The organism is Agrobacterium rubi TR3 = NBRC 13261 (assembly GCF_000739935.1).
Classification (GTDB): domain Bacteria; phylum Pseudomonadota; class Alphaproteobacteria; order Rhizobiales; family Rhizobiaceae; genus Agrobacterium; species Agrobacterium rubi.
Genome location: NZ_BBJU01000020.1, coordinates 1 through 26,087 on the forward strand (window position 1 = coordinate 1; position 26,087 = coordinate 26,087).

25 protein-coding genes are annotated in these 26,087 nt (G+C 57.9%); 13 read left to right on the forward strand and 12 right to left on the reverse strand.

Annotated elements, in window-relative coordinates; translation table 11 throughout:
• Positions 1-20: 20 nt before the first annotated feature.
• Together RRU01S_RS15910 and RRU01S_RS15915 are read right to left on the reverse strand one after the other, a co-directional pair.
• On the reverse strand, positions 21-1,031 hold the full coding sequence (locus tag RRU01S_RS15910) for a ligase-associated DNA damage response exonuclease (RefSeq protein WP_045231289.1): 1,011 nt from the start codon (positions 1,029-1,031) through the stop codon (positions 21-23).
• Positions 1,032-1,117: 86 nt separating this feature from the next.
• Positions 1,118-2,644, reverse strand: coding sequence for an MDR family MFS transporter (locus RRU01S_RS15915; RefSeq protein ID WP_045231290.1), 1,527 nt, complete (start codon positions 2,642-2,644; stop codon positions 1,118-1,120).
• Positions 2,645-2,827: 183 nt separating this feature from the next.
• Between RRU01S_RS15915 and RRU01S_RS15920 the strand changes: the two genes are divergently transcribed.
• Positions 2,828-3,277, forward strand: coding sequence for a MarR family winged helix-turn-helix transcriptional regulator (locus RRU01S_RS15920; protein WP_234791205.1), 450 nt, complete (start codon positions 2,828-2,830; stop codon positions 3,275-3,277).
• A gap of 25 nt (positions 3,278-3,302) precedes the next feature.
• Here RRU01S_RS15920 and RRU01S_RS15925 read toward each other — a convergent pair whose 3' ends face one another.
• Entirely contained in the window at positions 3,303-4,778 is a 1,476-nt protein-coding gene (locus tag RRU01S_RS15925; protein ID WP_081880101.1) for a diguanylate cyclase domain-containing protein, read from the reverse strand.
• Positions 4,779-5,088: 310 nt separating this feature from the next.
• Here RRU01S_RS15925 and RRU01S_RS15930 point away from each other — a divergent pair, with 310 nt between their 5' ends.
• On the forward strand, positions 5,089-5,748 hold the full coding sequence (locus RRU01S_RS15930) for a glutathione S-transferase family protein (protein WP_045231292.1): 660 nt from the start codon (positions 5,089-5,091) through the stop codon (positions 5,746-5,748).
• Between the two features lie 6 nt (positions 5,749-5,754).
• Here RRU01S_RS15930 and RRU01S_RS15935 read toward each other — a convergent pair whose 3' ends face one another.
• Positions 5,755-6,756 carry an asparaginase gene (locus RRU01S_RS15935; RefSeq protein ID WP_045231293.1) on the reverse strand — a complete coding sequence of 334 codons (1,002 nt, stop codon included), beginning with the start codon at positions 6,754-6,756 and terminating at the stop codon, positions 5,755-5,757.
• A gap of 73 nt (positions 6,757-6,829) precedes the next feature.
• Between RRU01S_RS15935 and RRU01S_RS15940 the strand changes: the two genes are divergently transcribed.
• Positions 6,830-7,609, forward strand: coding sequence for a DUF3750 domain-containing protein (locus RRU01S_RS15940; RefSeq protein WP_045231378.1), 780 nt, complete (start codon positions 6,830-6,832; stop codon positions 7,607-7,609).
• Positions 7,610-7,621: 12 nt separating this feature from the next.
• Here the strand turns inward: RRU01S_RS15940 and RRU01S_RS15945 are convergent, their stop codons facing one another.
• Positions 7,622-8,965 (reverse strand): chloride channel protein, encoded by a 1,344-nt coding sequence (locus RRU01S_RS15945; RefSeq protein ID WP_045231294.1) that lies wholly within the window; start codon positions 8,963-8,965, stop codon positions 7,622-7,624.
• Positions 8,966-9,115: 150 nt separating this feature from the next.
• On the opposite strand from RRU01S_RS15945, the gene RRU01S_RS15950 reads away from it, so the two are divergent.
• Positions 9,116-9,403: a YlcI/YnfO family protein gene (locus RRU01S_RS15950; RefSeq protein ID WP_045231379.1), complete on the forward strand. Its 288-nt coding sequence runs from the start codon at positions 9,116-9,118 to the stop codon at positions 9,401-9,403.
• Entirely contained in the window at positions 9,400-9,699 is a 300-nt protein-coding gene (locus RRU01S_RS15955) for a type II toxin-antitoxin system RelE/ParE family toxin (RefSeq protein WP_045231295.1), read from the forward strand. Before RRU01S_RS15950 ends, RRU01S_RS15955 begins: the two co-directional genes overlap by 4 nt.
• A 3-nt stretch (positions 9,700-9,702) precedes the next feature.
• Here RRU01S_RS15955 and betA read toward each other — a convergent pair whose 3' ends face one another.
• The 3 genes from betA to betI all read right to left on the reverse strand — a co-directional run bounded on the left by betA (position 9,703) and on the right by betI (position 13,739).
• Positions 9,703-11,355, reverse strand: coding sequence for a choline dehydrogenase (betA, locus tag RRU01S_RS15960; protein WP_045231296.1), 1,653 nt, complete (start codon positions 11,353-11,355; stop codon positions 9,703-9,705).
• Positions 11,356-11,631: 276 nt separating this feature from the next.
• Complete coding sequence (betB, locus tag RRU01S_RS15965; protein ID WP_045231380.1) at positions 11,632-13,095, reverse strand: betaine-aldehyde dehydrogenase; 1,464 nt, start codon at positions 13,093-13,095, stop codon at positions 11,632-11,634.
• A 17-nt stretch (positions 13,096-13,112) separates the two neighbouring features.
• Positions 13,113-13,739 carry a transcriptional regulator BetI gene (gene betI, locus RRU01S_RS15970; RefSeq protein ID WP_045231297.1) on the reverse strand — a complete coding sequence of 209 codons (627 nt, stop codon included), beginning with the start codon at positions 13,737-13,739 and terminating at the stop codon, positions 13,113-13,115.
• A gap of 338 nt (positions 13,740-14,077) precedes the next feature.
• Here betI and RRU01S_RS15975 point away from each other — a divergent pair, with 338 nt between their 5' ends.
• The 5 genes from RRU01S_RS15975 to RRU01S_RS15995 all read left to right on the forward strand — a co-directional run bounded on the left by RRU01S_RS15975 (position 14,078) and on the right by RRU01S_RS15995 (position 18,080).
• A complete protein-coding gene (locus RRU01S_RS15975; RefSeq protein ID WP_045231298.1) occupies positions 14,078-14,308 on the forward strand; it encodes a ribbon-helix-helix domain-containing protein in 231 nt (76 codons plus the stop codon).
• Between the two features lie 167 nt (positions 14,309-14,475).
• A complete protein-coding gene (locus tag RRU01S_RS15980) occupies positions 14,476-16,278 on the forward strand; it encodes a bifunctional diguanylate cyclase/phosphodiesterase (RefSeq protein ID WP_045231299.1) in 1,803 nt (600 codons plus the stop codon).
• A 93-nt stretch (positions 16,279-16,371) separates the two neighbouring features.
• On the forward strand, positions 16,372-17,373 hold the full coding sequence (locus tag RRU01S_RS15985) for an NAD(P)H-quinone oxidoreductase (protein ID WP_045231300.1): 1,002 nt from the start codon (positions 16,372-16,374) through the stop codon (positions 17,371-17,373).
• Positions 17,374-17,436: 63 nt separating this feature from the next.
• Entirely contained in the window at positions 17,437-17,718 is a 282-nt protein-coding gene (locus RRU01S_RS15990; RefSeq protein WP_045231301.1) for a toxin-antitoxin system TumE family protein, read from the forward strand.
• On the forward strand, positions 17,715-18,080 hold the full coding sequence (locus RRU01S_RS15995) for an HVO_A0114 family putative DNA-binding protein (protein WP_045231302.1): 366 nt from the start codon (positions 17,715-17,717) through the stop codon (positions 18,078-18,080). Before RRU01S_RS15990 ends, RRU01S_RS15995 begins: the two co-directional genes overlap by 4 nt.
• Before the next feature lie 249 nt (positions 18,081-18,329).
• Here the strand turns inward: RRU01S_RS15995 and RRU01S_RS16000 are convergent, their stop codons facing one another.
• From RRU01S_RS16000 to RRU01S_RS16015, 4 genes are all read right to left on the reverse strand, one after another.
• Positions 18,330-19,367: a sulfate/molybdate ABC transporter ATP-binding protein gene (locus RRU01S_RS16000; RefSeq protein ID WP_045231381.1), complete on the reverse strand. Its 1,038-nt coding sequence runs from the start codon at positions 19,365-19,367 to the stop codon at positions 18,330-18,332.
• Between the two features lie 11 nt (positions 19,368-19,378).
• Positions 19,379-20,251 carry a sulfate ABC transporter permease subunit CysW gene (cysW, locus tag RRU01S_RS16005; RefSeq protein ID WP_045231303.1) on the reverse strand — a complete coding sequence of 291 codons (873 nt, stop codon included), beginning with the start codon at positions 20,249-20,251 and terminating at the stop codon, positions 19,379-19,381.
• Positions 20,244-21,101 (reverse strand): sulfate ABC transporter permease subunit CysT, encoded by an 858-nt coding sequence (cysT, locus tag RRU01S_RS16010; RefSeq protein WP_045231304.1) that lies wholly within the window; start codon positions 21,099-21,101, stop codon positions 20,244-20,246. The genes cysW and cysT overlap by 8 nt, the downstream gene beginning before the upstream one ends.
• Before the next feature lie 137 nt (positions 21,102-21,238).
• On the reverse strand, positions 21,239-22,264 hold the full coding sequence (locus RRU01S_RS16015) for a sulfate ABC transporter substrate-binding protein (protein ID WP_045231305.1): 1,026 nt from the start codon (positions 22,262-22,264) through the stop codon (positions 21,239-21,241).
• A gap of 522 nt (positions 22,265-22,786) precedes the next feature.
• Between RRU01S_RS16015 and RRU01S_RS16020 the strand changes: the two genes are divergently transcribed.
• The 3 genes from RRU01S_RS16020 to cysN are packed head-to-tail and all read left to right on the forward strand — an operon-like array spanning position 22,787 to position 26,016.
• Positions 22,787-23,560 (forward strand): phosphoadenylyl-sulfate reductase, encoded by a 774-nt coding sequence (locus RRU01S_RS16020; protein ID WP_045231382.1) that lies wholly within the window; start codon positions 22,787-22,789, stop codon positions 23,558-23,560.
• A gap of 27 nt (positions 23,561-23,587) precedes the next feature.
• Positions 23,588-24,541, forward strand: a complete 954-nt coding sequence (cysD, locus tag RRU01S_RS16025; RefSeq protein ID WP_045231306.1) for a sulfate adenylyltransferase subunit CysD — start codon at positions 23,588-23,590, stop codon at positions 24,539-24,541.
• The gene (gene cysN / locus RRU01S_RS16030) at positions 24,541-26,016 is read left to right on the forward strand and encodes a sulfate adenylyltransferase subunit CysN (protein ID WP_045231307.1); all 1,476 of its coding nucleotides are present in this window, start codon (positions 24,541-24,543) and stop codon (positions 26,014-26,016) included. The genes cysD and cysN overlap by 1 nt, the downstream gene beginning before the upstream one ends.
• Positions 26,017-26,087 lie beyond the last annotated feature (71 nt).

Consider the following 26,087-nt stretch of genomic DNA (forward strand, 5'->3'; position numbering starts at 1 on the left):
AAGCCGCGAACTCTGCACCATCAATCCCCCTCATCCTCATAACCCACCAGATGCAACGGTCTGGCCGGAATGCCCTGCAACTCGCACCAGCGCACTAGCGCCTCCTCGCGGCCATGCGTAACCCAGACCTGCGACGGCGCAACTTCCTTGATGGTCTCCAGCAACTCCGGCCAATCGCAATGGTCGGAAATCACCAGCGGCAGTTCCACGCCGCCCTGTTTGGCGCGCTGGCGCACCATCATCCATCCCGAGGCAAACGAGATCAGCGGTTCGTTGAAGCGGCGGGCCCATTTCTCCTGAAAGGCGGAGGGTGGACCGACGACGATGGCGCCTTTGAACTGGGCGGGGTTGCTTTTTTCCAGCGTCGCGGGACGCAGTTCGCCAAGGTCTATGCCCTGCGAAATGTAGTAATCGCACAGCTTGGCGAGCGCGCCGTGGATGTAAACCGGTTCGGAATAACCATTGTCACGCAACAGACGCAGCACGCGCTGCGCCTTGCCGAGCGAATAGGCACCGACAAGATGGGTGCGCTCAGGAAATTGCCGAATGGAGGTCAGAAGCTTGCCGATTTCCACGCTGGGTTTGGGGTGGTGAAAGACCGGAAGCCCGAAGGTCGCCTCGGTGATGAAGACATCGCATGGCACCGGCTCGAACGGCGCGCAGGTTGGGTCGATACCACGCTTGTAGTCACCGGATGCGACAATACGGATGCCGCCATGTTCGATGGAGATTTGCGCTGAGCCAAGAACGTGGCCAGCGGGATGGAAGCCGACGGTCACGCCGTTGACATCAACCGTTTCGCCGAACCCGACCGCCTGTTCGCTGCCGGTGAAATCCTCGCCGTAGCGGATGCGCATGATATCGAGCGTCTGGCGCGTCGCCAGAACCTTCTCATGGCCGGCACGGGCGTGATCGGAATGGCCGTGGGTGATCAGCGCCCGTGGCACGGGCCTCACGGGATCGACGTAGAAATCGCCAACGGGGCAATACAGCCCTTTCGGCGTGGGGCTCAGCAATTTCTCAGGCTTCATGTGCGCTATCGGCTGCGATGTGGACTGGAGAAACGCGTGGCCCTGGCAACACGTTCCTCATCCACCAGCATTTTCAGCGCAACCAGCTACTCGACAGCCGCGGCAGGCTTTTCGACGGCTGCTGCCGGTAGCTTGACGTTCTTCAATGCCAGCGCCGCGACCAGACCGATGGCGGCCGTGGCTGCTGCTGCGTAAAACAGCGGCGTGAAGGCACCGGCATAGAGGTTCGCCACCGCGCTCTGCGACTCAGCGGGCAACTCAGACAGCATCTTCGGTGTCAGTTCCTGTATTTTGCCAACGCCTGGGATATCGACAGCCACGCCCTTCAGATAGGACGCGACGATGGCTCCATAGATGGAAATCGCGATGGCAGCACCGCCCATGCGGGTCAATGATACTGCACCGCTTGCCGCACCGATGTCGGCTTTCGGCGCGGAGTTCTGCACGGCGATGATGGGGGCTTGCTGCCCAAGCCCGACGCCAAGACCCTGAGCAAGCATGATGATGGCGATGATGGGCAGTGGTGTTCCCGCATGGACCTGGGAAAACGCCAGCATTGCAAGTACGGCGATGCTGAGACTGACGACGGAGAATATCTTGTAGCTGCCCGTCATCGAAATCAACCGACCAGCGGTCAAGGACCCCATTACGATGCCGCTTGTGACGGCGATAAAGAACAGACCTGCGGACGATGGCGACAGGCCAGTCGTCGTTTGCAAAAACAGCGCGTAATAATTGACCATGCCGATGCCCAGACCACCGCTGACCAGCGAGATGACCATGAACAGCGGGAACGTGCTGTCCTTGAACAGCCGCAAGGGCACGATGGGCTCCGGTGCGCGTCGCTCCACCTGCACCCACAGATAGGCGGTAACAGCGGCAAAGACGACGATGCAGAGGCTCTTCCAGGCGAAGATGGAGCCGAAGAGCTGCGAACTGTCAGCCCACAACACAACGCTGGAAATCGTCAGCGCCAGAAGCACCGCACCGAGATAGTCGATCTTCGGCTGACGTTCCGGGCGACGATAGGGCAGCATAAAGGCAAGGCCCGTCAGCACGATGATACCGATGGGCAGGTTGATGAGGAAGATCGAGCGCCAGCCGAACAGATCGCTCATCGTCCCGCCGAGGATCGGTCCCACGCTGCCCGATGCCATGATGACGAGGCTGGAGTAGCTCTGGTAACGCGCCCTCTCCCGTGCCTCGAACAGATCGGCGTTGACGGAGAAGATCGACACCATGATGCCGCCGCCGCCAAGACCTTGCAGCACGCGCGCGGCAATCAGCGAATCCATCGACCATGCCAGCCCACAGGCCAGCGAGCCGAGCGTGAAGATGACGATCGCGGCCATCATGACGTATTTGCGCCCGAAGAGATCACCCAGCTTGCCATAAACCGGCATGATGGCGCTGGTGGCGAGAAGATAGGCAGAGCCGATCCAGCCGAAACGTTCCAGCGCACCGAACTCGCCAACGATGGTCGGTAACGCGGTGGAGACGATCTGATTATCGAGCGTTGCCATAAACATGGCAAACATCAGAAAGAAGAAGACAACGAGCCTGCGACGGCGGTCCGGAACGAGCGGCGTCACAGGCTTAACAGACATATCCATCGTAGATCTCACAATTGGTCAGCGATTTATGTGCTTTTCGCACATATATGTCAATGACACATTTACTGATGTCTGCTATAAGACATCGAAATTCGGGGTATAGGGTCCATGAGCGAACAGGCTTTAGTGCCGCCAACGTGCGAAAACACCGTCAGCGATGAGGTGCTGGCCATCAGCCATACGATGACGCGCATGCGGCTGATGATCGGGCGGCGCGTGATCGGTCGCATGGCGATTGCCAAGCTCGCACCGGGGCTCGACCTGTCGCATATCGACGTGCTGGATATCGTTCACCGCGCAGAAACAGCAGCCACCGTCGGTGCGATTGCAGACGCCATGCGTCTCGACCCGTCACGCGGAAGCCGTGTGGTGGCGGAAATGGTGGCCCGAGGCCTGTTGAAACGCGAGGCATCCCAGGAAGACGGACGCCGCAGCGTCATCGATATCACGCCGCTGGGTCACAGCATTCTGGAAGAGATGCGCAGCGCCAAGATCAGCATCGTCCACGAAGTGGTGAGTGACTGGCCTGACGAGGACGTGGCGGATTTTGCAAGATTGTTCGATCGCTTCATCGGGCGGCTCGAAAAGCGGCTGTCGCCGGATGCAAATGAGGCGCTGGCGGCGAAAAGCTGAAGATGGGTAACACCCTCTTCGCCTGTCAGATGCCTCCGCCCCAATATTGGTCGGAGACGCAGTTTGTATTGCGGCCTCCCTTCTTGGCCTCATACATCGCCGCATCGGCCTTTGCCAAAAGCACTTCCGGCGTATCGCCATCGCTGGGGTAAAATGCCGTGCCTGACGAGCAGGTCACGGTGATCGAACCATGTTCGAGAGGGATCGGCTCGGCAGCACGCTGACGAATGCTCTCCAGCCTGCGCATGATACCCTGCTCATCATGTCTGGGGTTGCTGAAAATAATGGCGAACTCATCACCACCCAACCGCACCGCAATGTCGGACGCTCTGATGCAGGCCATGATCCGTTCCGCCAGACAGCGCAGAACCTCATCCCCTACGGCGTGTCCGTGCAGATCGTTGATCTGTTTGAAGTTATCCAGATCGATGTAGCTGATCGCCACCAGCCGGTCTTCGCGCTTTGCCTCGTGAATGGCGCGCCGGAACTGGGTCCAGAACAGGTTTCGGTTGGAGAGACCCGTCAGCGGATCATGATGCGCCATGAAATGCACGCGCTCTTCAGCGCGGCGGCGGTCGATTGCGATGCCGGCAATGTTGGTTGCCATATCGATGATTTCACGCTCGAGCGGAGATGGCATTCTCACCGTGCCGGAATAGAGAGCAAAAGTGCCAAGCAGCACGCCGCCATTGCCCATCATCGGTGTCGACCAACAGGAGCGCAGATTGTGGCGCATGACGATTTCGACGTAATTGCCCCAGAGCGGGTCTTGAAACGTATCGCTGACGTAAACCGCTTCGCGCCGCCATGCGGCCGTGCCGCAGGAACCGACATCAGGTCCAATCGACACACCATCGATCAGCGACGTATAGGTGTCAGGCAAGGATGGCGCAGCACCGTGCCAGAGCCTGCCCTCCTTTTCCTCCAGAAGCAGGATGGAGCCCGACACATTCTCCAATAGGCCTTCCACCGTATGGATGACAGCCTCCAGAATGCTGGGAAGCGGCTGACCGTGAACGATCATTTCCAGGATCGCCGCGTGGCTGCGCCGCAGCGTTTCCTGCCGTTTGACATTGGTGATATCTCTGGAAATACCTGCGATCCCAACAATCGCGCCGTCCGCATCACGAACGGGAATACGCGTGCCGGAATACCAGCGGACCTGCCCGTCTTCCGTGGGAAAACGCTCCTCCACATCGTAGAGCGCCTCACCCGTTGTCAGAATGCTGCGATCGAGAGCATCGATCTTGCGGGCGACTTCGGGAGCTGCCATGTCGAAAATAGTCGGCCTTGAGAGGCGAAGAACAGCTGCATCGTACCCCAGCGAGGCGAGACCTGCAGCATTAATATAGGTATAAACGCCGTTCACGTCCTTAAGAAATACAATTTCTGGTATATTATCAAGAAGATAGATTAACCGATGATCTGTGGGACCGGAGGTTAGCAAATCTGTTGCCCATGATTGCATATTGAATGCAAGAGAACCGTTCTCGTCCCGCATTGCTTAAAGACCTCTACCTAATCCCTACTCGTACCTGCCAGCGCTCTCACAACCGGAAACCAACGTCTCCCACATATCTCGCTTCGCGTAATCATGTCGCTAATTTACTTATGTGAAATTAATATGGGTGATAACAATCTCAATATCTTAAAACTATATTCACCCCACGCCCTCAATATATCCATTTACCATAACGTGCAATTAAAAGATGTAATACTTAGAGAGAAAACCTGCTTCCAAGCATGATTGCTGCTTCCGTTTTTCCTGCGGCAGCAATAGGTTGACATGACGCAACCGATGAGGATTTGGAATGCTGACGATTTATGGAGTTTACCGTTCTCGTGCCACACGCACCCTATGGCTGGCCGGAGAACTGGGAATAGAATTCAAACACGTACCCGTCATTCAGGCCAGACGCCTGTCCGATCCGCTGGCTGCCGATGCGCCGCTCAACACGCTGACGCCGTCCTATCTCACCATCAACCCGATGGGCACCATTCCCTGCATCGATGATGACGGCATGGTTCTATACGAATCCATGGCCATCAACCTCTACCTTGCCCGCAAGCATGGAAGCGCGCTCGCACCGGCCGATCTGGTGGAAGACGCACAGATGATGCAGTGGTCCTTTTTCAGCGCGACCGAAATCGAGACAAATGCGCTGAAGATTTCGTCCACCGCAGCGGAAGGACTTGCCAGTACCGATGCCGGTCAGGCCGTGATCGAAGTGGCCGCCCGCATGCTGCGCCGCCCGTTCAAGGTTCTCGAACAGCATTTGTCGGGCAAGGACTATCTGGTCGGCAACCGTTTCAGCGTGGCGGACATCAACGCCGCCGAAGTGGTTCGGTATGCACAGGCCCACGGCCCCTTGTTCGATGCAAACCCGTCGGTCACGGCATGGCTGGAACGCTGCCAGTCTCGCCCTGCCTTCAAAGCCATGTGGGACGCCCGCAACAACGAAGCGGCTTGAACCTTCCTACAGTCGGGTGGTCACTCTAATGTCACCGACATGGATGCCGTTCCAGTTTTTCATGGGACGGTTGGCCATGTTCAAAAGTGCCTGCTGTTCATGGCTGTCATTTTCGAAATATCGCGCCAGCAGCGCCGTGATCATCGCTTCGGCAGCACGCGTGGTGCCATCCTCGCACTTCACCGCCATGGCGATGCCCTGCTGCGGCAAGGCTGCAACGAACACGCCTTCCGCGCCTGTCTTAGCAAAAATCTGGCCGGGTGCGAGTTCCATCAGCCGCGTGCAGGTGCGGCCCGTTCCGGCCACATAAAACGGCTCCGCCATACAGGCATCGATCAGACGGCGGGAGGCTTTGGCCCGGCCTGCGTCCAACCCCTGCCCCGTCGCCATCCTAGCAAAGCCATGGGCCAGCCCTTTCAGCGGCACCGCATATGTCGGGATAGAACAACCATCGACGCCGCAATTGTCATGACCCAAGACGGCACCGGTCAGGCTTTCCATCGTCGCGCGTATCTCGGCCTGAAGTGGATGGTCGTAACCGACATAGCCCTTCGTCTCCATGCCTGAATGGACGCAGGTGCAGACGAAGCCTGAATGTTTGCCGGAGCAATTGTTGTGAAGCGCCGTGGGCTTATCCATCGTGCGGGCCTGATGGATGATCGTCTTCTGGTCGGAAGACCAGTGCGCGCCGCATTCCAGTGTCTCCACGTCCCTGCCTGTCTTTGCCAGCATGGCGGCCGCAAGCTGCGCATGGGCGTCTTCGCCCGAATGGGAGGCGCAGGCGAAAGCCAGTTCCCGGTTTCCAAATCCATAGGCATCCGCAGCGCCGCTTTCGATGAGCGGCAGCGCCTGCATCGCCTTGCAGGCGGAACGTGGAAACACGCCACCTTCCACATCGCCTGCGGAAAACACGACGGAGCCATCGCCATCCACCACCACGGCCATGCCGCGATGGCGGCTTTCGACGAGATTTCCTCTGGTGATTTCGACGGTAACGGGGTTGTGCATGGGTCCGGCCTCAAAAAATACGAAATTGAGATCGTTCTATCCAACTTCTCTTATTGATGCACGAGGCCCATCGTTGAAAGTTGCCAAACGTTTGCTGCTTGCCATCCTCATCATCTATCTCTTGCCCGCGCTGGCCTCGGCTGGGCTGTGGGCCATGAAGGAACATCCGACCGGCTATCGCAATGCGCGCTGGTCTTCCGCCGGTATTTTACCGGAGGCACCCGCCGACAAACCCGCCGCCATCTACGTCTATTCCGCCATGACCGGCGGCTTCAAAGGCTCGATCGCCAGCCACGCCTGGATCGTGATGAAGCCGCAGGGCGCGGACAGCTATGAGCGCTATGACAAGGTCGGCTGGGGCAACCCCATTCGCCGCAACGCCTATGCGCCGGATGCCTATTGGTACTCCAACATGCCGAGACTGGTGGTAGAGCTGCATGGCGAAGAGGCCGAAAAGCTGATCCCGAAAGTGCAGCAGGCCATTGCCGACTATCCCTATGGCAAGGCGGGCGGATATCATATTTATCCCGGCCCCAACTCCAACACCTTCGTTGCCCACGTGCTGCGCAGCGTGCCGGAACTCGGCGTTGTTCTGCCGCCCGATGCCGTGGGTCGGGATTACCTGCCCAATGGCGAGTTCATCCACGTTGCCGACGACTGGAAGGATGTCAGCCTTTCGCTTGGCGGCTTCTTCGGCGTCTCGGCGGGTGCCAGAAGCGGCTTCGAGGTCAACTTCCTCGGCCTCGTGGCTGGCATCGACGTGATGAAGCCCGGCATCAAAATTCCAGGGCTCGGTTATTTCGGCGTCAACTCTTTCGAGCCTGCCCCCGAGAGACCGCCGACCAGCGCCTGACGCCAGCGCTCGTCAATGGTCCGGTGCATGCTCCGCGCGTCGTGAGCGAATGACGTTGGCGACGAAGACACGCGCCATGCCGTGATAGAACTGCTCTGGCATGATGATGCGCGAGGCCAGATAGCCGATCATGGACGCTGCCATGATGGGGATCATGCAGCGGTGATTTCCCGTCATTTCGAGAATGATGACAAATGTCGTCATCGGCGCCTGCGTGACGCCGGAAAAATATCCCGCCATGCCGAGAATGGCACCGAGGCCGATGCTGGCGCCGATCATATCCGCAACCGTGCTGCCAAGCGCGGTGCCGACCGAGAGCGAAGGCGCGAAAAAACCGCCGGGGATGCCGGAGAGCATAGCGAGGAATGTGGCCAGCAGTTTTTCGATGAAGAAGATGGCAGGAGCAGCGTGGCCTTCAATGGCGGCGCGGGCCTGTTCGTAACCCGTACCGTAGGTCGTGCCGCCCGAGACGATACCGATAATGGCAGACAGCAGGCCGCAGGTTGCGGCAACGATCAACAGGCGTTTCAGCGGTAGCACATGGCTCCAGCGGCGAATGCGCGCCATGATTTTGACGGCGGTTGAACTGAACAGCGCACCCAGCACGCCTCCGAGAAGACCGCAGATCAACACCAGCAGCCAATCGATGGCGGTGGTCGCCATCATGGCACTCGTGCCGAAATAATTGTAGCTGCCGACGAGCCCGATCGATGACAGGCCCGCGAGAATGACGGCTGTCAGCACGATGCCGTTGGTGCGGGTTTCGTAGGCTTTGCCCATCTCCTCGATGGCGAAAACGATACCGGCCAAAGGCGTGTTGAAAGCGGCAGCGATGCCAGCGGCAGAGCCTGCAAGAATAAGACCTCTGGCCTGCGCCATGCCGCCCCAGCGTGCGGCCTGAAGCATGATCGAGGCTCCCACCTGCACAGTCGGGCCTTCACGACCTATCGAGGCCCCGGAGAGGAGACCCGCGACCGTCAGCACGATCTTGCCGAAGGCAAGCTTCAGCGAAAGGAGACGGGATCGATCCTCATCGTCATGAAAGTGACGCGCCGCAATGGCCTGCGGAATACCGCTGCCCTGCGCATTGGGAAAGAATGAAAACGCAAGCCAGGTGCACAACATGAACCCCAAGGGACTGATCACCAAAGGCAGCAGATACGTATATTGCCCGGACGAGACTGCCACGGAAAAAAGATGCTGAGCATGGTCTGCCAAGATCGCAAACACAACGCTGATGACACCAACGGCAAGCGCACCCAGCCAGAACACCGCCCGCGGCTTCCAGATGCGCCACGATCCCCACACGACACGGGTACGACGCAGCATTTTCAGCTTTTTGGACTTGGCAGGCATGATGATCCAGACATTTCGAGGTGGGAATTTGACAGGTGTCAGGAGAGCCCCGTTATCGACCCGTCCGGCATCGATTTCAACCGCATCTTTGACAATTGGCTAGAAAAGGAGCAGGATCACGCATCGCAATTGCAATGCATGGAGTTGCCCATGAGCCGCACCTTAAAGACTGCCACGTTGCCTTCCCTACGCGTTGAGCCGGAATTTCGCGACAAGGCGGAAAGCGTTTTAAACGAAGGCGAGACGCTCTCCGCATTCATGGAAGCAGCAGTTCGCAAGCAGGTGGAAATTCGCAAATCGCAGGCGGAGTTTATTGCGCGAGGGCTGGCCGCCAGGGACGAATCGAAGCGGACGGGAATCTACCACCGAGCTGAAGATGTTCTTGCAGAACTTAAATCCATGCTAGATGCTAAACTTGCTGAAGATAACAAGCAGTGACGTATCAAATATTTCTTGCCGACAGAGCGCGCGATGACATTAAGCGCCTATACCGATATCTTCTTGATTACGATAAGTACGCTGCAAAGCGTGCGTATGATGCGATTGAAAAGGGGATCAGTGCGCTTGGCGACTTCCCGATGAGTTGCCGCAAAGCGGACACTGAAAATCCCTTTTTGCGCGAACTCATCATTCCATTCGGCTCGTCGGGATATGTTGTTTTGTTTGAAATAGAGACTTCAGACAAAATCACCATCCTCGCAATCCGCCACCAGCGCGAAGACGACTATCACTAATCCCTACCGATCACTGACCGCTGCACGCGGGTTGACCCACGGCTCCTGATTGGAGCGCGGCAGCGGCTGTCTCCCCAGAATATGATCCGCCGCCTTCTCGCCCGTCATGATCGAAGGGCCGTTGAGGTTGCCGTAGGTGACATGCGGGAAGATCGAGCTGTCGGCAACGCGTAAGGCCTCCACGCCGATCACCCGGCATTCGGGATCGACCACTGCCATCGGATCATCTCGGTCGCCCATTCGGCAGGTACCGCAGGGATGATAGGCGCTTTCCAGATGCTCGCGCAGGAATGCGTCGATGGCTTCGTCCGACTGAACGCCCTCGCCCGGCTGTATTTCCGGCCCGCGATAATCGTCGAATGCCTTCTGGCTGAAGATGTCCCGCGTCAGGCGAACGCAATGGCGGAATTTCTCCCAGTCTTCTGCGTGGCTCATATAGTTGAAGCGAATGACCGGATCGTCCTTCGGATCGGACGAGCGCAGCGTGACATTGCCGCGTGATTTCGACAGGTTGAAACCGACATGCACTTGAAAACCATGGCTTTTCGCCGCCGCCTTGCCATCATAGGAAATGGCGACGGGCAGGAAGTGGAACTGGATATCTGGCTGCTTCAGCCCCGGTTCGGAACGCAGGAAGGCGCAGGCCTCGAACTGGTTGGAGGCACCCAGACCACCCTTGGTTACCAGCCACTGCGCGCCTGCCACGCCCTGCCAGAACCATGGCAGCCATGAATAGAGCGACACCGGCTTGGTGGAGACCTGCTGGAAATAGAACTCCATGTGGTCCTGAAGATTGGCACCCACACCGGGACGATCGACCTTCACCTCGATACCCATATCCTGCAGATGCTGGGCAGGGCCGATACCCGAGAGCATCAGCAGCTTGGGAGAATTGAAGGATGAGGCCGCGACGATGACCTCGCGGTTTGCGCGCACGGTTTCCACTCTGCCCCGGCGTTCGATCTCGACGCCCGTGGCACGACCGTTTTCGATAACGATCTTTCGCGCAAAACCTTGCACCAGCGTCACGTTTCCGCGTTTCAAGGCGGGCCGCAGATAGGCATTGGCGGCGGACCAGCGGCGGCCATTGTGGATGGTCTGCTCCATAAGGCCGAAGCCTTCCTGCTTGGAGCCATTATAGTCATCCGTCAATTCGAAGCCGGCCTGTGAACCGGCTTTGACAAAGGCATGAAAGAGCGGGTTTTTGACCGGCCCGCGCTGCACATGCAGCGGTCCATCGGTTCCGCGCCAGCCCTCTTCGCCGCCATGGCTTGTTTCCATGCGCTTGAAGTATGGCAGGACATCCGCATAGGCCCAACCCTGCGCACCCAGCGCCTCCCACCGGTTGAAATCCTCCGCATGGCCGCGAACATAGACGAGACCGTTGATGGAGGAAGAGCCCCCCAGCACCTTGCCGCGCGGCGCGGTGATGCGGCGGTTGTTGAGGTTCGGCTCGGGTTCCGAGTGGTAGCCCCAATTGTAACGCTTCATGCTCATCGGCCACGCAAGGGCAGCGGGCATCTGGATGAAGGGGCCGAAATCGGAACCGCCTGCCTCGATGACGATGACGGAATATTTGCCGTCTTCCGACAGGCGATAGGCCATTGCAGAGCCTGCGGAACCGGAACCGACGATAACGAAATCTGCGTTTTGCATTGTGGTTGCTCTTTGCTGTGGCCACCTCGTCCTTCGAGGCCCGTTTCACGGGTACCTCAGGATGAGGTGGAGAGACGTTGTGTTATTTCGTAAAAAACATGCTGCTAAGATTGCCTCAGGGACTTAGGCCATACTGCACCCGCCATCGCCTTTGAGGGGTACCTCGGTCGGAAACGCCCACTCTCATCCTCATCCTGAGGTGCCCGTGAAACGGGCCTCGAAGGACGAGGATGAGCCGCTGATCCCAATACCCCCTAAGCAGCGAGGCCTACCCAATCAATACGGCGCGTCCACCTTCCCCGTCGCCACATAAACCGTCTTCAATTCACTATAATGACTGAGCGCAGCCGCAGAATTCTCACGCCCGAACCCTGACTGTTTCGACCCACCAAACGGCATCTCCACGGGGCACAAATTATACGTATTGATCCACAACGTACCCGCCTCCAGCTGGTCCACCACCCGGTGGGCGCGGTTGATGTCGACGGTGAAGACGCCGCCTGCGAGTCCGAATTCGGTGGCGTTGGCACGGGCGATCACCTCGTCTTCGTCATCGAAATCCAGCACGCACATGACGGGCCCGAAAATTTCCTCGCGAGCGATGGTCATGCCATCCGTCACATCGGCAAAGACCGTGGGCTGCACGTAAGCACCCTCGCCCGCAACATGGTTGGGAATTCCGCCGCCAGTGATGAGCGTGGCACCTTCGGCTTTGCCCTTTTCAATATAGGCCAGCACCTTTTCCTGCTGCGCCTTGGACACCAGAGGGCCGATCTGCGTTGCCTCGTCCATCGGGTCGCCGATCACCATCGCATCGGTGCGGCTCTTGAGGTTTTCGAGGAAGCGCTGCTTTGCACCACGCTGGACGAAAACGCGGGTGCCATTGGAGCAGACCTGGCCGGACGAGTAGAAATTGCCGAGCATCGCCCCGCCAACGGCGCTTTCGATATCGGCATCGTCAAACACGATGAGCGGCGACTTGCCGCCGAGTTCCATGGTGACGTGCTTCAGATGGCCCGCAGCGGCAGCGGCCACCTTGCGACCTGTTGGCACCGAACCCGTCAGCGACACCTTGGAGACATCCGGATGGTTGACCAGCAGCGGGCCGGTGTCCCGGTCGCCCTGAATGACGTTGAAGAGACCTTTGGGAAGCCCGGCTTCAATCAGAATTTCCGCGATTTTCAGTGCGCCCAGCGGCGTGTTTTCCGAAGGCTTGAACACCATGGCATTGCCAGCGACCAACGCGGGTGCGGCCTTCCAGCAGGCGATCTGCTGCGGGTAGTTCCACGCGCCGATGCCAACGCAGACGCCAAGCGGCACGCGCTTGGTATAGGCGAAGTCACCACCCAATGGAATGTAATCGCCGTTCAGCGCAGACGGTGCGATGCCGCCGAAGAACTCGAAGCTGTCCGCACCGGAGGTCGGGTCAGCAACGATGGTTTCTTGGATTGGCTTGCCGGTATCCAGCGTCTCCAGTTCCGAGAGCTCTCGATTGCGCTCGCGCATGATATCGGCGGCACGGCGCAGGATGCGCCCGCGTGCGGTGGGGCTCATCGCCGCCCACTCCTTCTGCGCCTTCTTGGCGGAAGCGATTGCGCGCTCCACGATGGCAGGTGTTGCGGCATGCAGTCTTGCCACGACTTCTCCGGTCGCAGGATAGATGCTTTCGAATACGGTGCCCGCAGTATCTTCGACATAGTCGCCATCGATGAAATGCGAGGCTTTGGGCTGGGCTTTCAATGTCATCTAAAAGGTCCTCAGAGAATGCGAATGGACGGCTTGCCTTCACGAGAAGGGGCGTCGGAAAAGGGTTTGAGCTGCGTGTCGAAATAATTTTCGACCAGCGCCGGTGCGGCGGACAGGCCGAGCGGGGCGGCTTGAAGGCTGTGCCTGATATAGAGACCGTCGATCAGCGCTGCGGCCCCTTCGGCAATGCGCGCCGCATCATCCGGCGGGCAGAGGCGATTGAGGCTGTCCATGATGTTGGAGCGCAGGCGGCGGGTATAGGCAATCAGCAGGCGGCGCATCTCTTCCGAGCGCTGTGCTTCCACATAAAATGCAAGCCATGCGGCAACCGTATCATTGGTAAACTGGTCGCTCTGGAACGAGACGCGGACGATGGCGCTCAGCCTTGCTCGCGGGCCTGACGCCTGCCCGAGGGCGGTAATCGCATCCCGGCGAAGCGCGCGCAGCAGGCTGCGGATGGTTTCCAGTAGAAGCTGTTGCTTGCTGCCAAAATAATGGTGCGCCAGAGCCGCCGACACACCCGCCTCACGGGCTATATCCGACATGGTGACGTTGAGCGAACCGTTCTGGCCGATGGCGCGCAGGGCGGCATCCATCAGCGCCTTTTTGCGCAGCGGTTCCATTCCAAGCTTGGGCATCAGCACTCTCCTTTGCGCAGCAATTTATTATTGATTGACTGATCAATCAATAATAAATGCGACATGCAGCCATGTCTGTTGTGCTCCTCAGGAGAGGCATGCGGCGCGACCGGACGCGTGATGGTTGTCTCACCGCTTCCTGATGTCTTAAAACAATGTTTCATCTGGAACCCGAAAGTAACGCGTACGTTTCTCGCGCGTGCTTTGCGTTCGTGCTAATATTGCAGTCAATCAAAGTCTGATCACCACTGGCCAGTGACGGACATCTTATAGGGCCAAAGACGGTTTGGTTTCGGTGCGTTCATCCAAAACTGGTCCATCACAACGGGAGAGAAACAATGCCAATGGTAACTGTATCCATTTCCCCAGAGCAGGCAGCGCGCATGCGTGAAGCCGTTGATAGCGGCGACTATGGCTCCGGCAGCGAGGTTGTTCGTGCAGCGCTGCGGCTGTGGCTTGAAACCGAAGCACGCAACGGAGGCTCGCAAAGCAGGCGTCCCTCCAATGACGAGCATCTCGACGTCGCCAAGCTCTATGCTGCCCACTCGACGAGAAGACGCCACGCCTAAGTCTATGGCATTCCTGCGTTAAACCTGTTTTAGAGCTTCACGCTGACGTCATAAAAACTTCAAAAAAGCTTCATCAACGGGAAAGTTTTTGTTGAGGAGTTTGCAGCATCGTCGCCATCAAAACGCGCCCTTACGATTCCGTAGGGATGCGATGGTGGAGAGAGTTCATGCAGTCGACGGCGATCGACCCTGACGTCATCCGGCGGTTTGCCAGCGGGCAAATGGCCTCCATGGCCAAACTCGTTCTAGAAACTGCGTTCCAACCCATTGTCGAAGCCACCACCGGGACCGTGTTCGGATACGAGTCGCTGATGCGCGGCTTCGACCGCATTGGTTTTTCCAGTCCGCTGGCGCTTCTGGATCACGTCGCGGCTGACGGACAGCTGATTACCGTCGAGCAGATGCTGGCGGGCCGGGCTCTGGCAAAATTCTCCACCCTGCCGGAATTTCAATCGGCCACGCTTTTTCTCAATCTCGATGTGCGGCTGATTCCCCATGGCGATGCCATTCTGGACAAGCTGCTGGAGCGGCTGGCAAAAGCCTCCATACCGCCCTCCTCCATCTGCTTTGAGCTTTCCGAGCGCTTCGACAACACCAGCGTGCCGGAGTTCAGCGCGCTGATTGCCCGCATGCGCAAGGAAGGCTTCAAGCTGGCCATCGACGACTTTGGTGTCGGCCATGGCGAGATGAAACTACTGTGCGAATTTCCGGTCGATTACTTAAAGATCGATCGCTATTTCATCGACGGCGTCGACCGCAACCCGCGCAAGCGCCATCTCGTGAAAAACATCGTCAACATCGCCCATACGCTGGGTGTGCGGGTGATTGCCGAGGGTATCGAGACCGAAGCCGAGTTTCTCGCCTGCCGGGAACATGGTGTCGATCTGGTCCAAGGCTGGTTCATTTCCCGGCCGACCACCTTCGTCAGCGAATTGCAGAGCGCCTTTCCGCATTTGCAGCATCTGGGCGAAACGCGTCGCAGCAGCCAGACACTGGATGAAATCCTCATCCGTCGCCAGATCGAGCGGCTGCCCACGGTTTTTGAAAATGACAGCATCGACAGCGTGTTCGAACTGTTTCGTCGCAACCCGGCGCAGGCGTTCTTTCCCGTTCTCAACGCCAATGGCGAGCCGCGCGGCGTCATCAACGAGCACCATCTGAAGGAATATATCTACCAGCCTTTCGGTCGTGACCTGTTGAAGAACAAGGTCTATGAGCGGACGATTTCGCATTTCGTCGATGGTGCGCCCATCGTCGGGCTGGATGCGGATGCCGACCAGTTGATGAACGTCTTTGCCAATACCGGTGGCAGCGCCTGCGTGATTTTGACCGAAAACATGCGCTATATCGGCGTGGTCTCCGCCGCATCGCTGATCAAGGTCATCAACGAAAAGCAGCTGAAACTGGCGCAGGAACAGAACCCGCTGACGGCGCTTCCCGGCAACCGCGCCATCAGCAGCTTTATTGAAGACAGTTGCGGCGACAGCGATGACGACCGCTTTTTCTGCTATTGCGATTTCGACAATTTCAAACCCTTCAATGACAAATATGGTTTCCACATCGGCGACCACGCCATCACGCTGTTTTCGGCACTGTTGAAGCGCTATTTCTTTTCCGGCGATTGTTTCCTCGGTCATATCGGCGGTGACGACTTCTTCATCGGCGTCCGCGACTGGACGAAGGACGAGATTACGGAAATTCTTGAACGCCTGCTGAGCGATTTCCACGACGATGTGGTGGGGCTTTATTCCGACGAAGACCGGATGGCTGGTCAGATCAAGGGTCACGACCGGTTTGGAAACGAGCGCGACTTTGCGCTGTTGCGGTGCTCCATCGCTGTACTCCAACTGCAAAAAGGGCTGATCATCGCCAATCCCGAGCGCATCGGCAGCGATATCGCCGCCATCAAGAAGGCCGCCAAGGAAAGCACATCCGGCCTTGTCATTCGTGGCTTCGGCGAGCCGGAATAAGACGTCGTCAGAACATCGTGGCAAAACGCCTCCTTCCATCTCGTGTGCATCTGACCTAAGTTCCCGGCCAATGAAACAGGATGGAGGCCGACCATGACTTTGCCCGAAACGATGCGATTTGTTGACCTGCCAAGCTTTGGTGGCCCCGAAGTGATGGCGTTTTCGACGGGACCGTTGCCCTCTCCCAAAGTCGGCGAAATCCTCGTTCGCGTTCAGGCCGCCGGCATCAACCGGCCGGATGTGGCACAACGCCAAGGAACTTATCCCGCGCCGAAGGATGCAAGCCCGGTGCTGGGACTGGAAATCGCCGGAGAGGTCGTCGCACTCGGCGAAGGCGTGAGTGAGTTCAAGCTGGGTGACCACGTCTGTGCGCTCGCCAATGGTGGTGGTTACGCCGAATATTGCGTGGTGCCCGTGGGCCAGGCCCTGCCCTTTCCGAAAGGATATGATGCGGTAAAGGCCGCCGCTTTGCCGGAAACCTTCTTCACCGTCTGGGCCAATCTGTTCCAGATGGCTGGGCTGACGGAAGGTGAAAGCGTGCTGATCCACGGCGGCAGCAGCGGTATTGGCACGACGGCCATCCAGCTTGCTAAGGCGTTTGGCGCGGAGGTCTACACCACCGCAGGCTCAAAGGAAAAGTGTGACGCCTGCGAAAAGCTTGGTGCGAAGCGGGCGATCAATTATCGCGACGAGGACTTTGTCGAGGTCATCAAGGCGGAGACCGGCGGCAAGGGCGTCGATGTCATCCTCGACATGATCGGTGCGTCCTACTTCGAAAAGAACTTGTCATCACTCGCCAAGGACGGCTGTCTATCGATCATCGCCTTTCTGGGCGGTAACATTGCCGAAAAAGTAGATCTGCGCCCCATTATGGTCAAACGCCTGACCGTAACCGGCTCCACCATGCGCCCCCGCACCGCAGACGAAAAACGCGCGATTCGTGATGAACTGGTCGCGGAAGTCTGGCCGCTCTTGGAGGCCGGAACGATTGCGCCAGTTATTCACGATGTGATCGATTTTGATCAGGTGGCAGAGGGCCATAGGTTAATGGAAAGCAGCAGCCATATCGGGAAGATCGTGATGCGGGTTGCTTAACTCGTATGATGCGTATTGTTGTTATCATTGACAACACCAAAGCATGTTGTTACAAATAACAACATGAAAGCGACGCTGATTGAAAAATCTCGAAGGGTCGTCAACGAGACGACCTTTTTCGAGGTTGTGTTGTGGCATCTGCCAGAAGCCCTACCGGGCAGCACTCATCCATTCAAATATAGATTGGCTCTTGTCGTGAATGGCGATTGTATTCTTCGATACGACAATGAGCGAGGCAAAGGAGATCATCGCCATATCGGTGATCACGAAGAGGCAATCGAATTCACCACACTCGAAGCACTCTTCGACGCCTTTCAAACCGACATGGAAAGGGCACTGAAATGACGAGTTTGACGATACGATTGAGCACGATGGACGAAATGAAATCCCGTTTTGCTGCAGCGGGGAAACGGGCAATCTCCGGCAACATCGTGGAGGCAACACCCTCCATAGAGTTTGCGAGCTACGACGACCTCCACCGCATTCTGGCACCCCTGCGCCTAAGCATCGTGAAGGCGTTGGCCGGTCAAGGACCCCTCGCCATTCGCGAAGTGGCCCGCCGTGTGGGGCGTGACGTGCAGGCCGTGCACCGCGATGTAACGACGCTTATCAATGCAGGCATTATCGACCGGCATGAAAACGGCGTCGAATTTCCTTACGAGCAGATTCATTTCGAATTCGACGTGAAGGCAGAAAAGGCAGCGTGATTTTTTGCGCTCTTGCAATCTCGCCGAATCGTATTACCTTCTTCTCATGTTCAACGTAGTGAAAGGAAGGTGATCCAATGTCTAATGAGATTTCGGTCTTGGTATCGGGCAATGGAAAGGATTTGATTTTGACGAGGCAGCCCTCGGCTTGATCCGCCTTCCAGCGAAACGTTGATAGACGTTTCAGGTCTGAAACAATGACCAAACTCATGGAAGGGCCGCCACAAGCGGCCCTTTTCCTATTGTGGCTTACTTGCGGAAGACTTTCCAGCGCGTTGGGCGAAAGCGGACTTCGCTGCCGACAACCACGGTGGCATCGAGCGGGACTTCGATTTCCAGGTGGTGTGGTTCGTGGCCGTTGTTGGCGATGTCGATTTCGGCGATCCGCGTTCCCGCCAGACGGCGGCAGATGGTGACTTTGCCGTAAAGCGCGTCGCGTTCGTCTGTCAGCACAACGTCTTGCGGGCGGAAGAACAGATCGCCATCCCCTTCGCAGGCATCGCGAATGCCGATATTTTCGCCCTGAAACAGCATATGCCCATCGCGGATCGTGACCGGCACGTTGGACGATTCGCCGATGAAGGAGAAGACGAAGGGCGAGTTTGGGGTATCGTAGACGTCGTCTGCCGTACCGACCTGCTCGATCTTGCCTTGGCTCATGACGACCACTCGGTCGGCTAGTTCAAGTGCTTCTTCCTGATCATGCGTCACGAAGACCGTGGTGTGGCCGGTGCGGTCGTGGAATTCGCGCAGCCAGCGGCGCAGTTCCTTGCGGACCTTGGCATCCAGCGCGCCGAAGGGTTCGTCCAGCAACAGAACTCTGGGTTCGATAGCAACAGCGCGAGCAAGCGCCACGCGCTGGCGCTGACCGCCGGAGAGCTGGTTGGGATAGCGGTTTTCGAGACCGGAGAGATGCACCATATCCAGGAGATCGGAGACCCGCTTGCGGATGTCTGATTTCGCAGGACGTTTCGAGGATGGGCGGACTTTGAGGCCGAAGCCGATATTATCGGCGACCGTCATGTGGCGGAACAGAGCGTAATGCTGAAACACGAAGCCGACATTGCGCTCCTGCACGGAGCGGTGGGAGGCATCTTCGTCGCCGAAGAAAATCTGGCCATCGGTGGGCTGCTCCAGCCCGGCGATCAAGCGCAGAAGTGTTGTCTTGCCGGAGCCGGAGGGGCCGAGCAGTGCGATCAATTCCCCGGAACGGATATCGAGAGAGACATTGTCCAATGCCGGAAAGCGGTCGAACTGCTTGGTAATGTTGGAAACTTTGACGTCCATGAACATGCCCTTCAATGCTTGCCGGCGGCGTTGCCCGCGCCAAAGCGTATTTCAAGAATGGTTTTGAGAACAAGCGTAACGAGTGCCAGACCCGCAAGCAGTGTCGCGACCGCGAAGGCCGCGCCGATATTGTACTCGTTGTAGAGGATTTCGACATGCAGCGGCATGGTGTTGGTTTCGCCGCGGATATGGCCTGACACCACCGAGACGGCACCGAACTCGCCCATGGCGCGGGCGTTGCACAGCAGCACGCCGTAAAGCAGACCCCATTTGATATTGGGCAGCGTGACGAACCAAAAGGTCTGCCAGCCGGATGCCCCCAGTGAAATAGCCGCCTCCTCATCTCCCGTGCCCTGATCCTGCATCAGCGGTATCAATTCACGCGCCACGAAGGGAAATGTCACGAAGATGGTGGCGAGCACGATGCCCGGTACGGCAAACAGGATTTCGATGCCGTAGCTTTTGAGGACCGGCCCCAGCACGCTGTGGGACGAAAACAGGATGACGTAGACGAGGCCTGAGATGACCGGCGAGATGGAGAATGGCAGGTCGATCAGAGTGATCAAAAACGCCTTGCCCTTGAACTCGAATTTGGCGATGGCCCAGGCGGCGGCAACGCCGAAGACGACGTTGAGCGGCACCGAGATGGCGGCGACGAGAAGCGTGAGGCGGATAGCCGAAAGCGCATCCGGCTCGATGATCGATTCCCAGAAATATTCACCGCCCTTGCGGAACGCTTCCACGAAGACGGCGACCAGCGGCAGGACGAGAAACAGCGCCAGAAACAGGAAAGCAAGGCCGATCAGCACCAGCTTTGCGGGCAAGCCTTCGCTGGCCGGATCACGGAAGGGTCTAGATGAGGTGGTGCGCGCATTATCAGGCATAACCGTACCTCTTGCGGCTCCACGCCTGAATGAGATTGATGACGAACAGCATGGAGAAGGAAATGATCAGCATGATGGTGGCGATGCCGGTGGCGGCGGGGTAGTTAAACTCCTCCAGCCGGATGACGATCAAAAGCGGTGCGATTTCAGAGACATAAGGAATGTTACCGGCGATGAAGATGACCGAGCCGTATTCCCCTACCCCACGCGCGAAGGCCAGTGCGAAGCCGGTGAGAATGGCGGGCGTGAGACCGGGCAGCAGAATACGGGTGATGGTCTGGAAACGGTTGGCACCCAGCGTTGCGGCCACTTCTTCCACCTGACGGTCGATTTCTTCCATGACCGGCTGCACCGTGCGCACGACGAAGGGCAGACCGATGAAGATGAGAGCAATGACGATGCCGGTTGGTGTAAAGGCGATCTTGATGCCGAAAGGTTCGAACATTTGGCCGACCCAGCCGCGATTGGAATACAGCGCCGTCAGCGCAATACCGGCAACGGCAGTGGGCAGTGCAAACGGCAGATCCACGATGGCATCTACGAAACGGCGGCCGGGGAAGCGATAGCGCACCAAAACCCAGGCGATAAGCACGCCGAAGACGGCATTGACGAGGGCGGCCAGGAAGGCGGTGGTAAAGCTGATGCGCAGCGCGTTGAGCGTTCTGCTATCGGTCACGATTGCGAAAAATTCGCCGGGGCCAAGCCGTGCCGTGGACCAGACAAGACCGGCAAGCGGGATCAGAATAATCAGAAACAGATAGGTGATGGTGTAACCGAGCGTCAGTCCGAATCCCGGCAAAACACTGGATTGACGCCACGTCCACTTCGTCGGCGATGGGGTATTGCTCATCAAGGCTCCGGGTTAAACGGGGGCCATCGTCAGCCGCCCTCTTATGCGCCATCGACCGGCCTCAAGGCCGGTCGATCGTGTTTCCGTTCCAGACAGGATGCGATGGCACGGCCTGTTCGGTGTTTTATATCATCCGCTTACTTGGCGGGCTTGTAAATCTGATCGAAGATGCCGCCATCACCAAAATGTTCCGGCTGCGCTTTTTCCCAACCGCCGAACTGCGGATCGTCGATGGTGACGAGCTTGATATCCGGCAGTTGCTTCAGCAAATCCTTGGAAACCACCGAAGGATTGGACGGGCGGTAGAAGTGCTTGGCGGCGATGTTCTGCCCTTCGTCGGAATACAGATATTGCAGGTAAGCTTCGGCAGCCTTGCGCGTGCCCTTCTCATCGACGTTCTTGTCAACCACGGCGACCGGCGGTTCTGCGAGGATGGAGATGGGCGGAACGACGATTTCGAACTCGTCCTTACCGAATTCCTCACCGGCCAGATAGGCCTCGTTTTCCCAGGCCAGCAGTACGTCACCGATCTGGCGCTGTGCAAATGTCACGGTCGAGCCGCGGGCACCCGTATCAAGCACCGGAGCGCGCTTGTAGAGTTCACCGACATAGGCCTTGATCTTGGCCTGATCGCCCTTGTACTCCTCGTTGGCCCATGCCCAGGCAGCGAGATAGTTCCAGCGCGCGCCACCCGATGTCTTGGGGTTTGGCGTGACGATCTGGATATCGCCTTTCACGAGATCACCCCAATTGTGGATGCCCTTCGGGTTGCCCTTGCGAACGAGGAACACGATGGTGGAGGTGTAAGGCGATGAATTGTGTGGCAGGCGCGTACGCCAGTCGGCGTTGATCTTGCCGCTGTTCTTTACGATGGCGTCGATATCGCTTTGAAGCGCCAGCGTGACCACATCGGCCTCGAGACCATCGATGACCGAGCGGGCCTGCTTGCCAGAGCCGCCGTGCGACTGCTGGATGGTGACATCTTCGCCGGTATCGGCTTTCCATTTCTTCGCGAAGGCTTCGTTGAAGTCCTTATAGAGTTCGCGGGTCGGATCGTAAGACACGTTCAGCAGCTTGGTGTCTGCAGAGGCCGTTGCGACTGCACCCAGAGTGAACGACAGGCCAAGCACAATAGCGCTCAGGCCGGAAAGAAATTTGGACATGGATACCCTCCTAGATGCTCTGCGCCTAACACTACTTGTAAAGACAGGCTGGTCAATCAGGTGCGATACGATCGCAAAAGTGTTTCCATTACAGTCGTTTGAGCGGCAACAAAACCGCCGCTAGTGGAGCAAAACACGCAACAGGACGTGTGTGAAACAGACGCTCAACGCAAAATCAATTCGCATTTTTACCATATTTCCGCCATGGACATCGAAAAAATTTCTATGACCGGAATGATTTTTCGGGCCTCTACAGCCATACGGCTCACCAGCAATCGGCTTTCAAAATAGAAATCTACAAAAATGAGCGAATATATCGCAAATTGATCTTGCTTTTTTCTGGCAAACCGATTTTATGCGGCAGGCTAGATGCGCCAATACTACGTCTGTGGGTGACTTTTGCGCATATCCTGCGCACACGAGAGATATTTGCTCTCTGGCGATCCACACAAGCATAGCCATTCCTGTAAAAAGACGCCGATATCGGGGATATTCTGATCAGTAATGTTCGGAACCCGTGAAATGACCATCAGTACCTCGTCGCAGCATTTTTCCAACCTCAACGTCGCATCGCTGAATGATGAGCTCGCCAATCTCGATCTGGCAGGGCGCTTGGCATTCGTGGTGGGGCTTGGCGGGCGGGCGGTGTTTACGACGAGCCTCGGCATCGAGGATCAGGTCATTACGGCTGCCATCGGCACGCATCGGCTGCCTGTCGAGGTTTCCACCTTGGAGACCGGACGGCTGTTTGCCGAGACGGTCAATCTCATCAGCGAGACCGAAGAACGTTATGACATCACCATCAAGCGCTTTTATCCGTCGCAGGATGATGTCGATGCCTTTGCCGCAAAATACGGAATCAACGGTTTTTACGATAGCGTCGAGGCCCGTCATGCCTGCTGCCATGTGCGCAAGCTGGTGCCGCTGGCACGGGCGCTAGACGGAGCAAGCTTCTGGATTACCGGTCTTCGCCGGGGCCAGTCGGGCAATAGAGCGACAACGCCCTTTGCCGAATTCGACGCCGAGCGCAATCTGATCAAGATCAATGCTATCGCAGACTGGGATATCGATGTGATCAAGGCGCATGTTCTTGCGGAAAACATTCCCGTCAATCCTCTCCACGCCCGTGGATATCCATCCATCGGTTGCGAGCCCTGTACCCGTGCCATCAAGCCCGGCGAAACGGAACGCGCCGGTCGATGGTGGTGGGAAAATGACGAGAAGCGCGAATGCGGTCTGCACGTGGCCGAGGCACCTCAAGCCTCATCCATCTCAGCCGCCTCACAACAATCCTAGACTTTTATCAGATTGCCGGAGTTTACAATGTCCAATGCAGTTCCGGAGACGGAAGGCAGCAATGTCAGCACACCAAAGCAGCCGCTCGATCCACATCTGAAGGCGCTTGAAAACGAAGCCATTCACATTTTCCGCGAAGTTGCGGCAGAATTCGACAATCCAGTGATGCTGTATTCCATCGGCAAGGATTCGTCCGTGCTGCTGCATCTGGCGCGCAAGGCATTCTTTCCTGGTCGCATCCCCTTCCCGCTTCTCCACGTCAATACGGGCTGGAAGTTCAAGGAAATGATCGAGTTTCGCGACAACATCGTCAAGGAATACGATCTCGACCTCATTTCCTACACCAACCCGCGTGGTGCGAGCGAAAACGTGACGCCGTTCACCCATGGTTCGGCGCTCTACACCGACATCATGAAGACGGAAGCGCTGCGCCAGGCACTGGATGCGGGCAAGTTCGACGCTGCCTTCGGCGGTGCGCGCCGTGATGAAGAAGCCAGCCGCGCCAAGGAGCGCATCTATTCCTTCCGCACGCCTGATCATAAATGGGACCCGCGCAACCAGCGCCCGGAACTTTGGAACATCTATAACGGCATGGTGCGTCAGGGTGAAAGCGTTCGCGCCTTCCCGCTGTCCAACTGGACCGAGGTCGATATCTGGCGTTACATTCAGGCTGAGAACATTCCGCTTGTACCGCTCTATTACGCCGCAGAGCGCCCTTATGTCGAACGGGACGGCATGATGATCCTGGCCGAAGACGAGCGGTTGGAGCTGCTGCCCGGTGAAGAAATCCAGCACGGCATGATCCGCTTCCGCACACTCGGCTGCTTCCCGCTGACCGGTGCGATCAACTCCGAGGCGACGACGCTGGACGAGGTGATTTCCGAGCTTGAGATCGCCACCGTTTCCGAACGACAGGGCCGCGCCATCGACCGCGACCAGTCCGGCTCCATGGAAAAGAAAAAGCGCGAGGGCTATTTCTGATGACACAGAATGCAAACGCACAATCCGCCACCATTCTGCCTTTTGTCGAGCCCGCCAAGGCCGTGCGCGATACGCGACCTTTGCGTCTCATCACCTGCGGCAGCGTCGATGACGGCAAATCCACGCTGATCGGTCGCTTGCTTTGGGACACCAAGGCGGTCAAGGAAGACCAAGCCGCCACGCTTCACCGCGACAGCGGCAAGCAGAACGATCTTGGCCTGCCCGATTTCGCGCTGCTGCTGGACGGTCTTCAGGCCGAGCGCGAACAGGGCATCACCATCGATGTCGCCTATCGATATTTCGCCACCGACAAGCGCGCCTTCATCGTTGCCGACACACCCGGCCATGAACAATATACCCGCAACATGGCAACCGGCGCATCGACTGCCGATCTGGCGGTTCTGCTGGTGGATGCCCGCACCGGCATTCTCGAACAGACCCGCCGCCACGCGACGATCGCCGCGCTGATGGGCATTCGGCAATTCGTGCTGGCCGTCAACAAGATCGACCTGACCGACTATGACAAGGCCGGGTTCGAGCTGATTGCCCATGACTTCCGCGAGTTCGCGCTATCGCTGGGCATAAAGCAAATTACGTCGATCCCCATGTCGGCGCTAAAGGGCGAGAACGTCGTCCTTTCCGGCAAGCCCTCCATGCCGTGGTATGAAGGCCCGACACTGGCCGAAACATTGGAACTGGCAACGGCACGATCCACGCAGACCGGCGGCTTCCGCCTGCCCGTGCAGCGCGTGTCGCGTCCCGGCGAAAGCTTCCGTGGATATCAGGGCACTGTCGCCGGTGGCGCTGTGAAGCCCGGTGATTCCGTCGTCATCCTGCCATCGGGCATGGTGGCCAACGTCAAGCAGATCGTCACCTTCGATCTCGTGCGCAATGCTGCCGTCTCCGGCGATGCCATCACGCTGGTTCTCGACCGGCAGGTGGATGTGTCGCGTGGCGACGTTATCGTTTCCATCGAAGCGCAACCGCAGACCGGTCACGCCTTCGATGCGCAGATCGTGGCGCTCCAGCCCGGCGGCATCGAACCCGGCAAGCGCTACTGGCTGAAAAGCGGCAGCCGCCGCCAGCGCGTCAGCGTGCAACCGGTCACGCAGTTGGACCTGAAAAACGGTCAGTGGCTGGCCCACACCGACACGCTGGCCATGAACGCCATCGGCAAGGTCCGCCTTTCCTTCGACGAAACGGCGATTTTCGACCCTTACGAACAGAACCGTTCCACCGGCTCCTTCATCCTGATCGACCCCGACACCAACAACACCGTCGCGGGCGGAATGATCCTCGGCAGACGTGCCGAGACGGGCAAGATTTCCCAGGGAGAACGCGTCGTCATCTCGCTTCCTGCCGATCTGGCCGAAGCACTGTTGGCCAGCGAACAGCTTTCCAGCCGCAGAGACGAAATCGAAGTCCGCAGGACAAGTGCTGCAACGGCGTCGCGGTTGCTGGACGAGTTGGATTAAACCAAAAAAGAGGCGTCGGATTGATCCGGCGTCTCTTAATTTTGACAGTTATTTCAGTGGCTTGAGCGCTC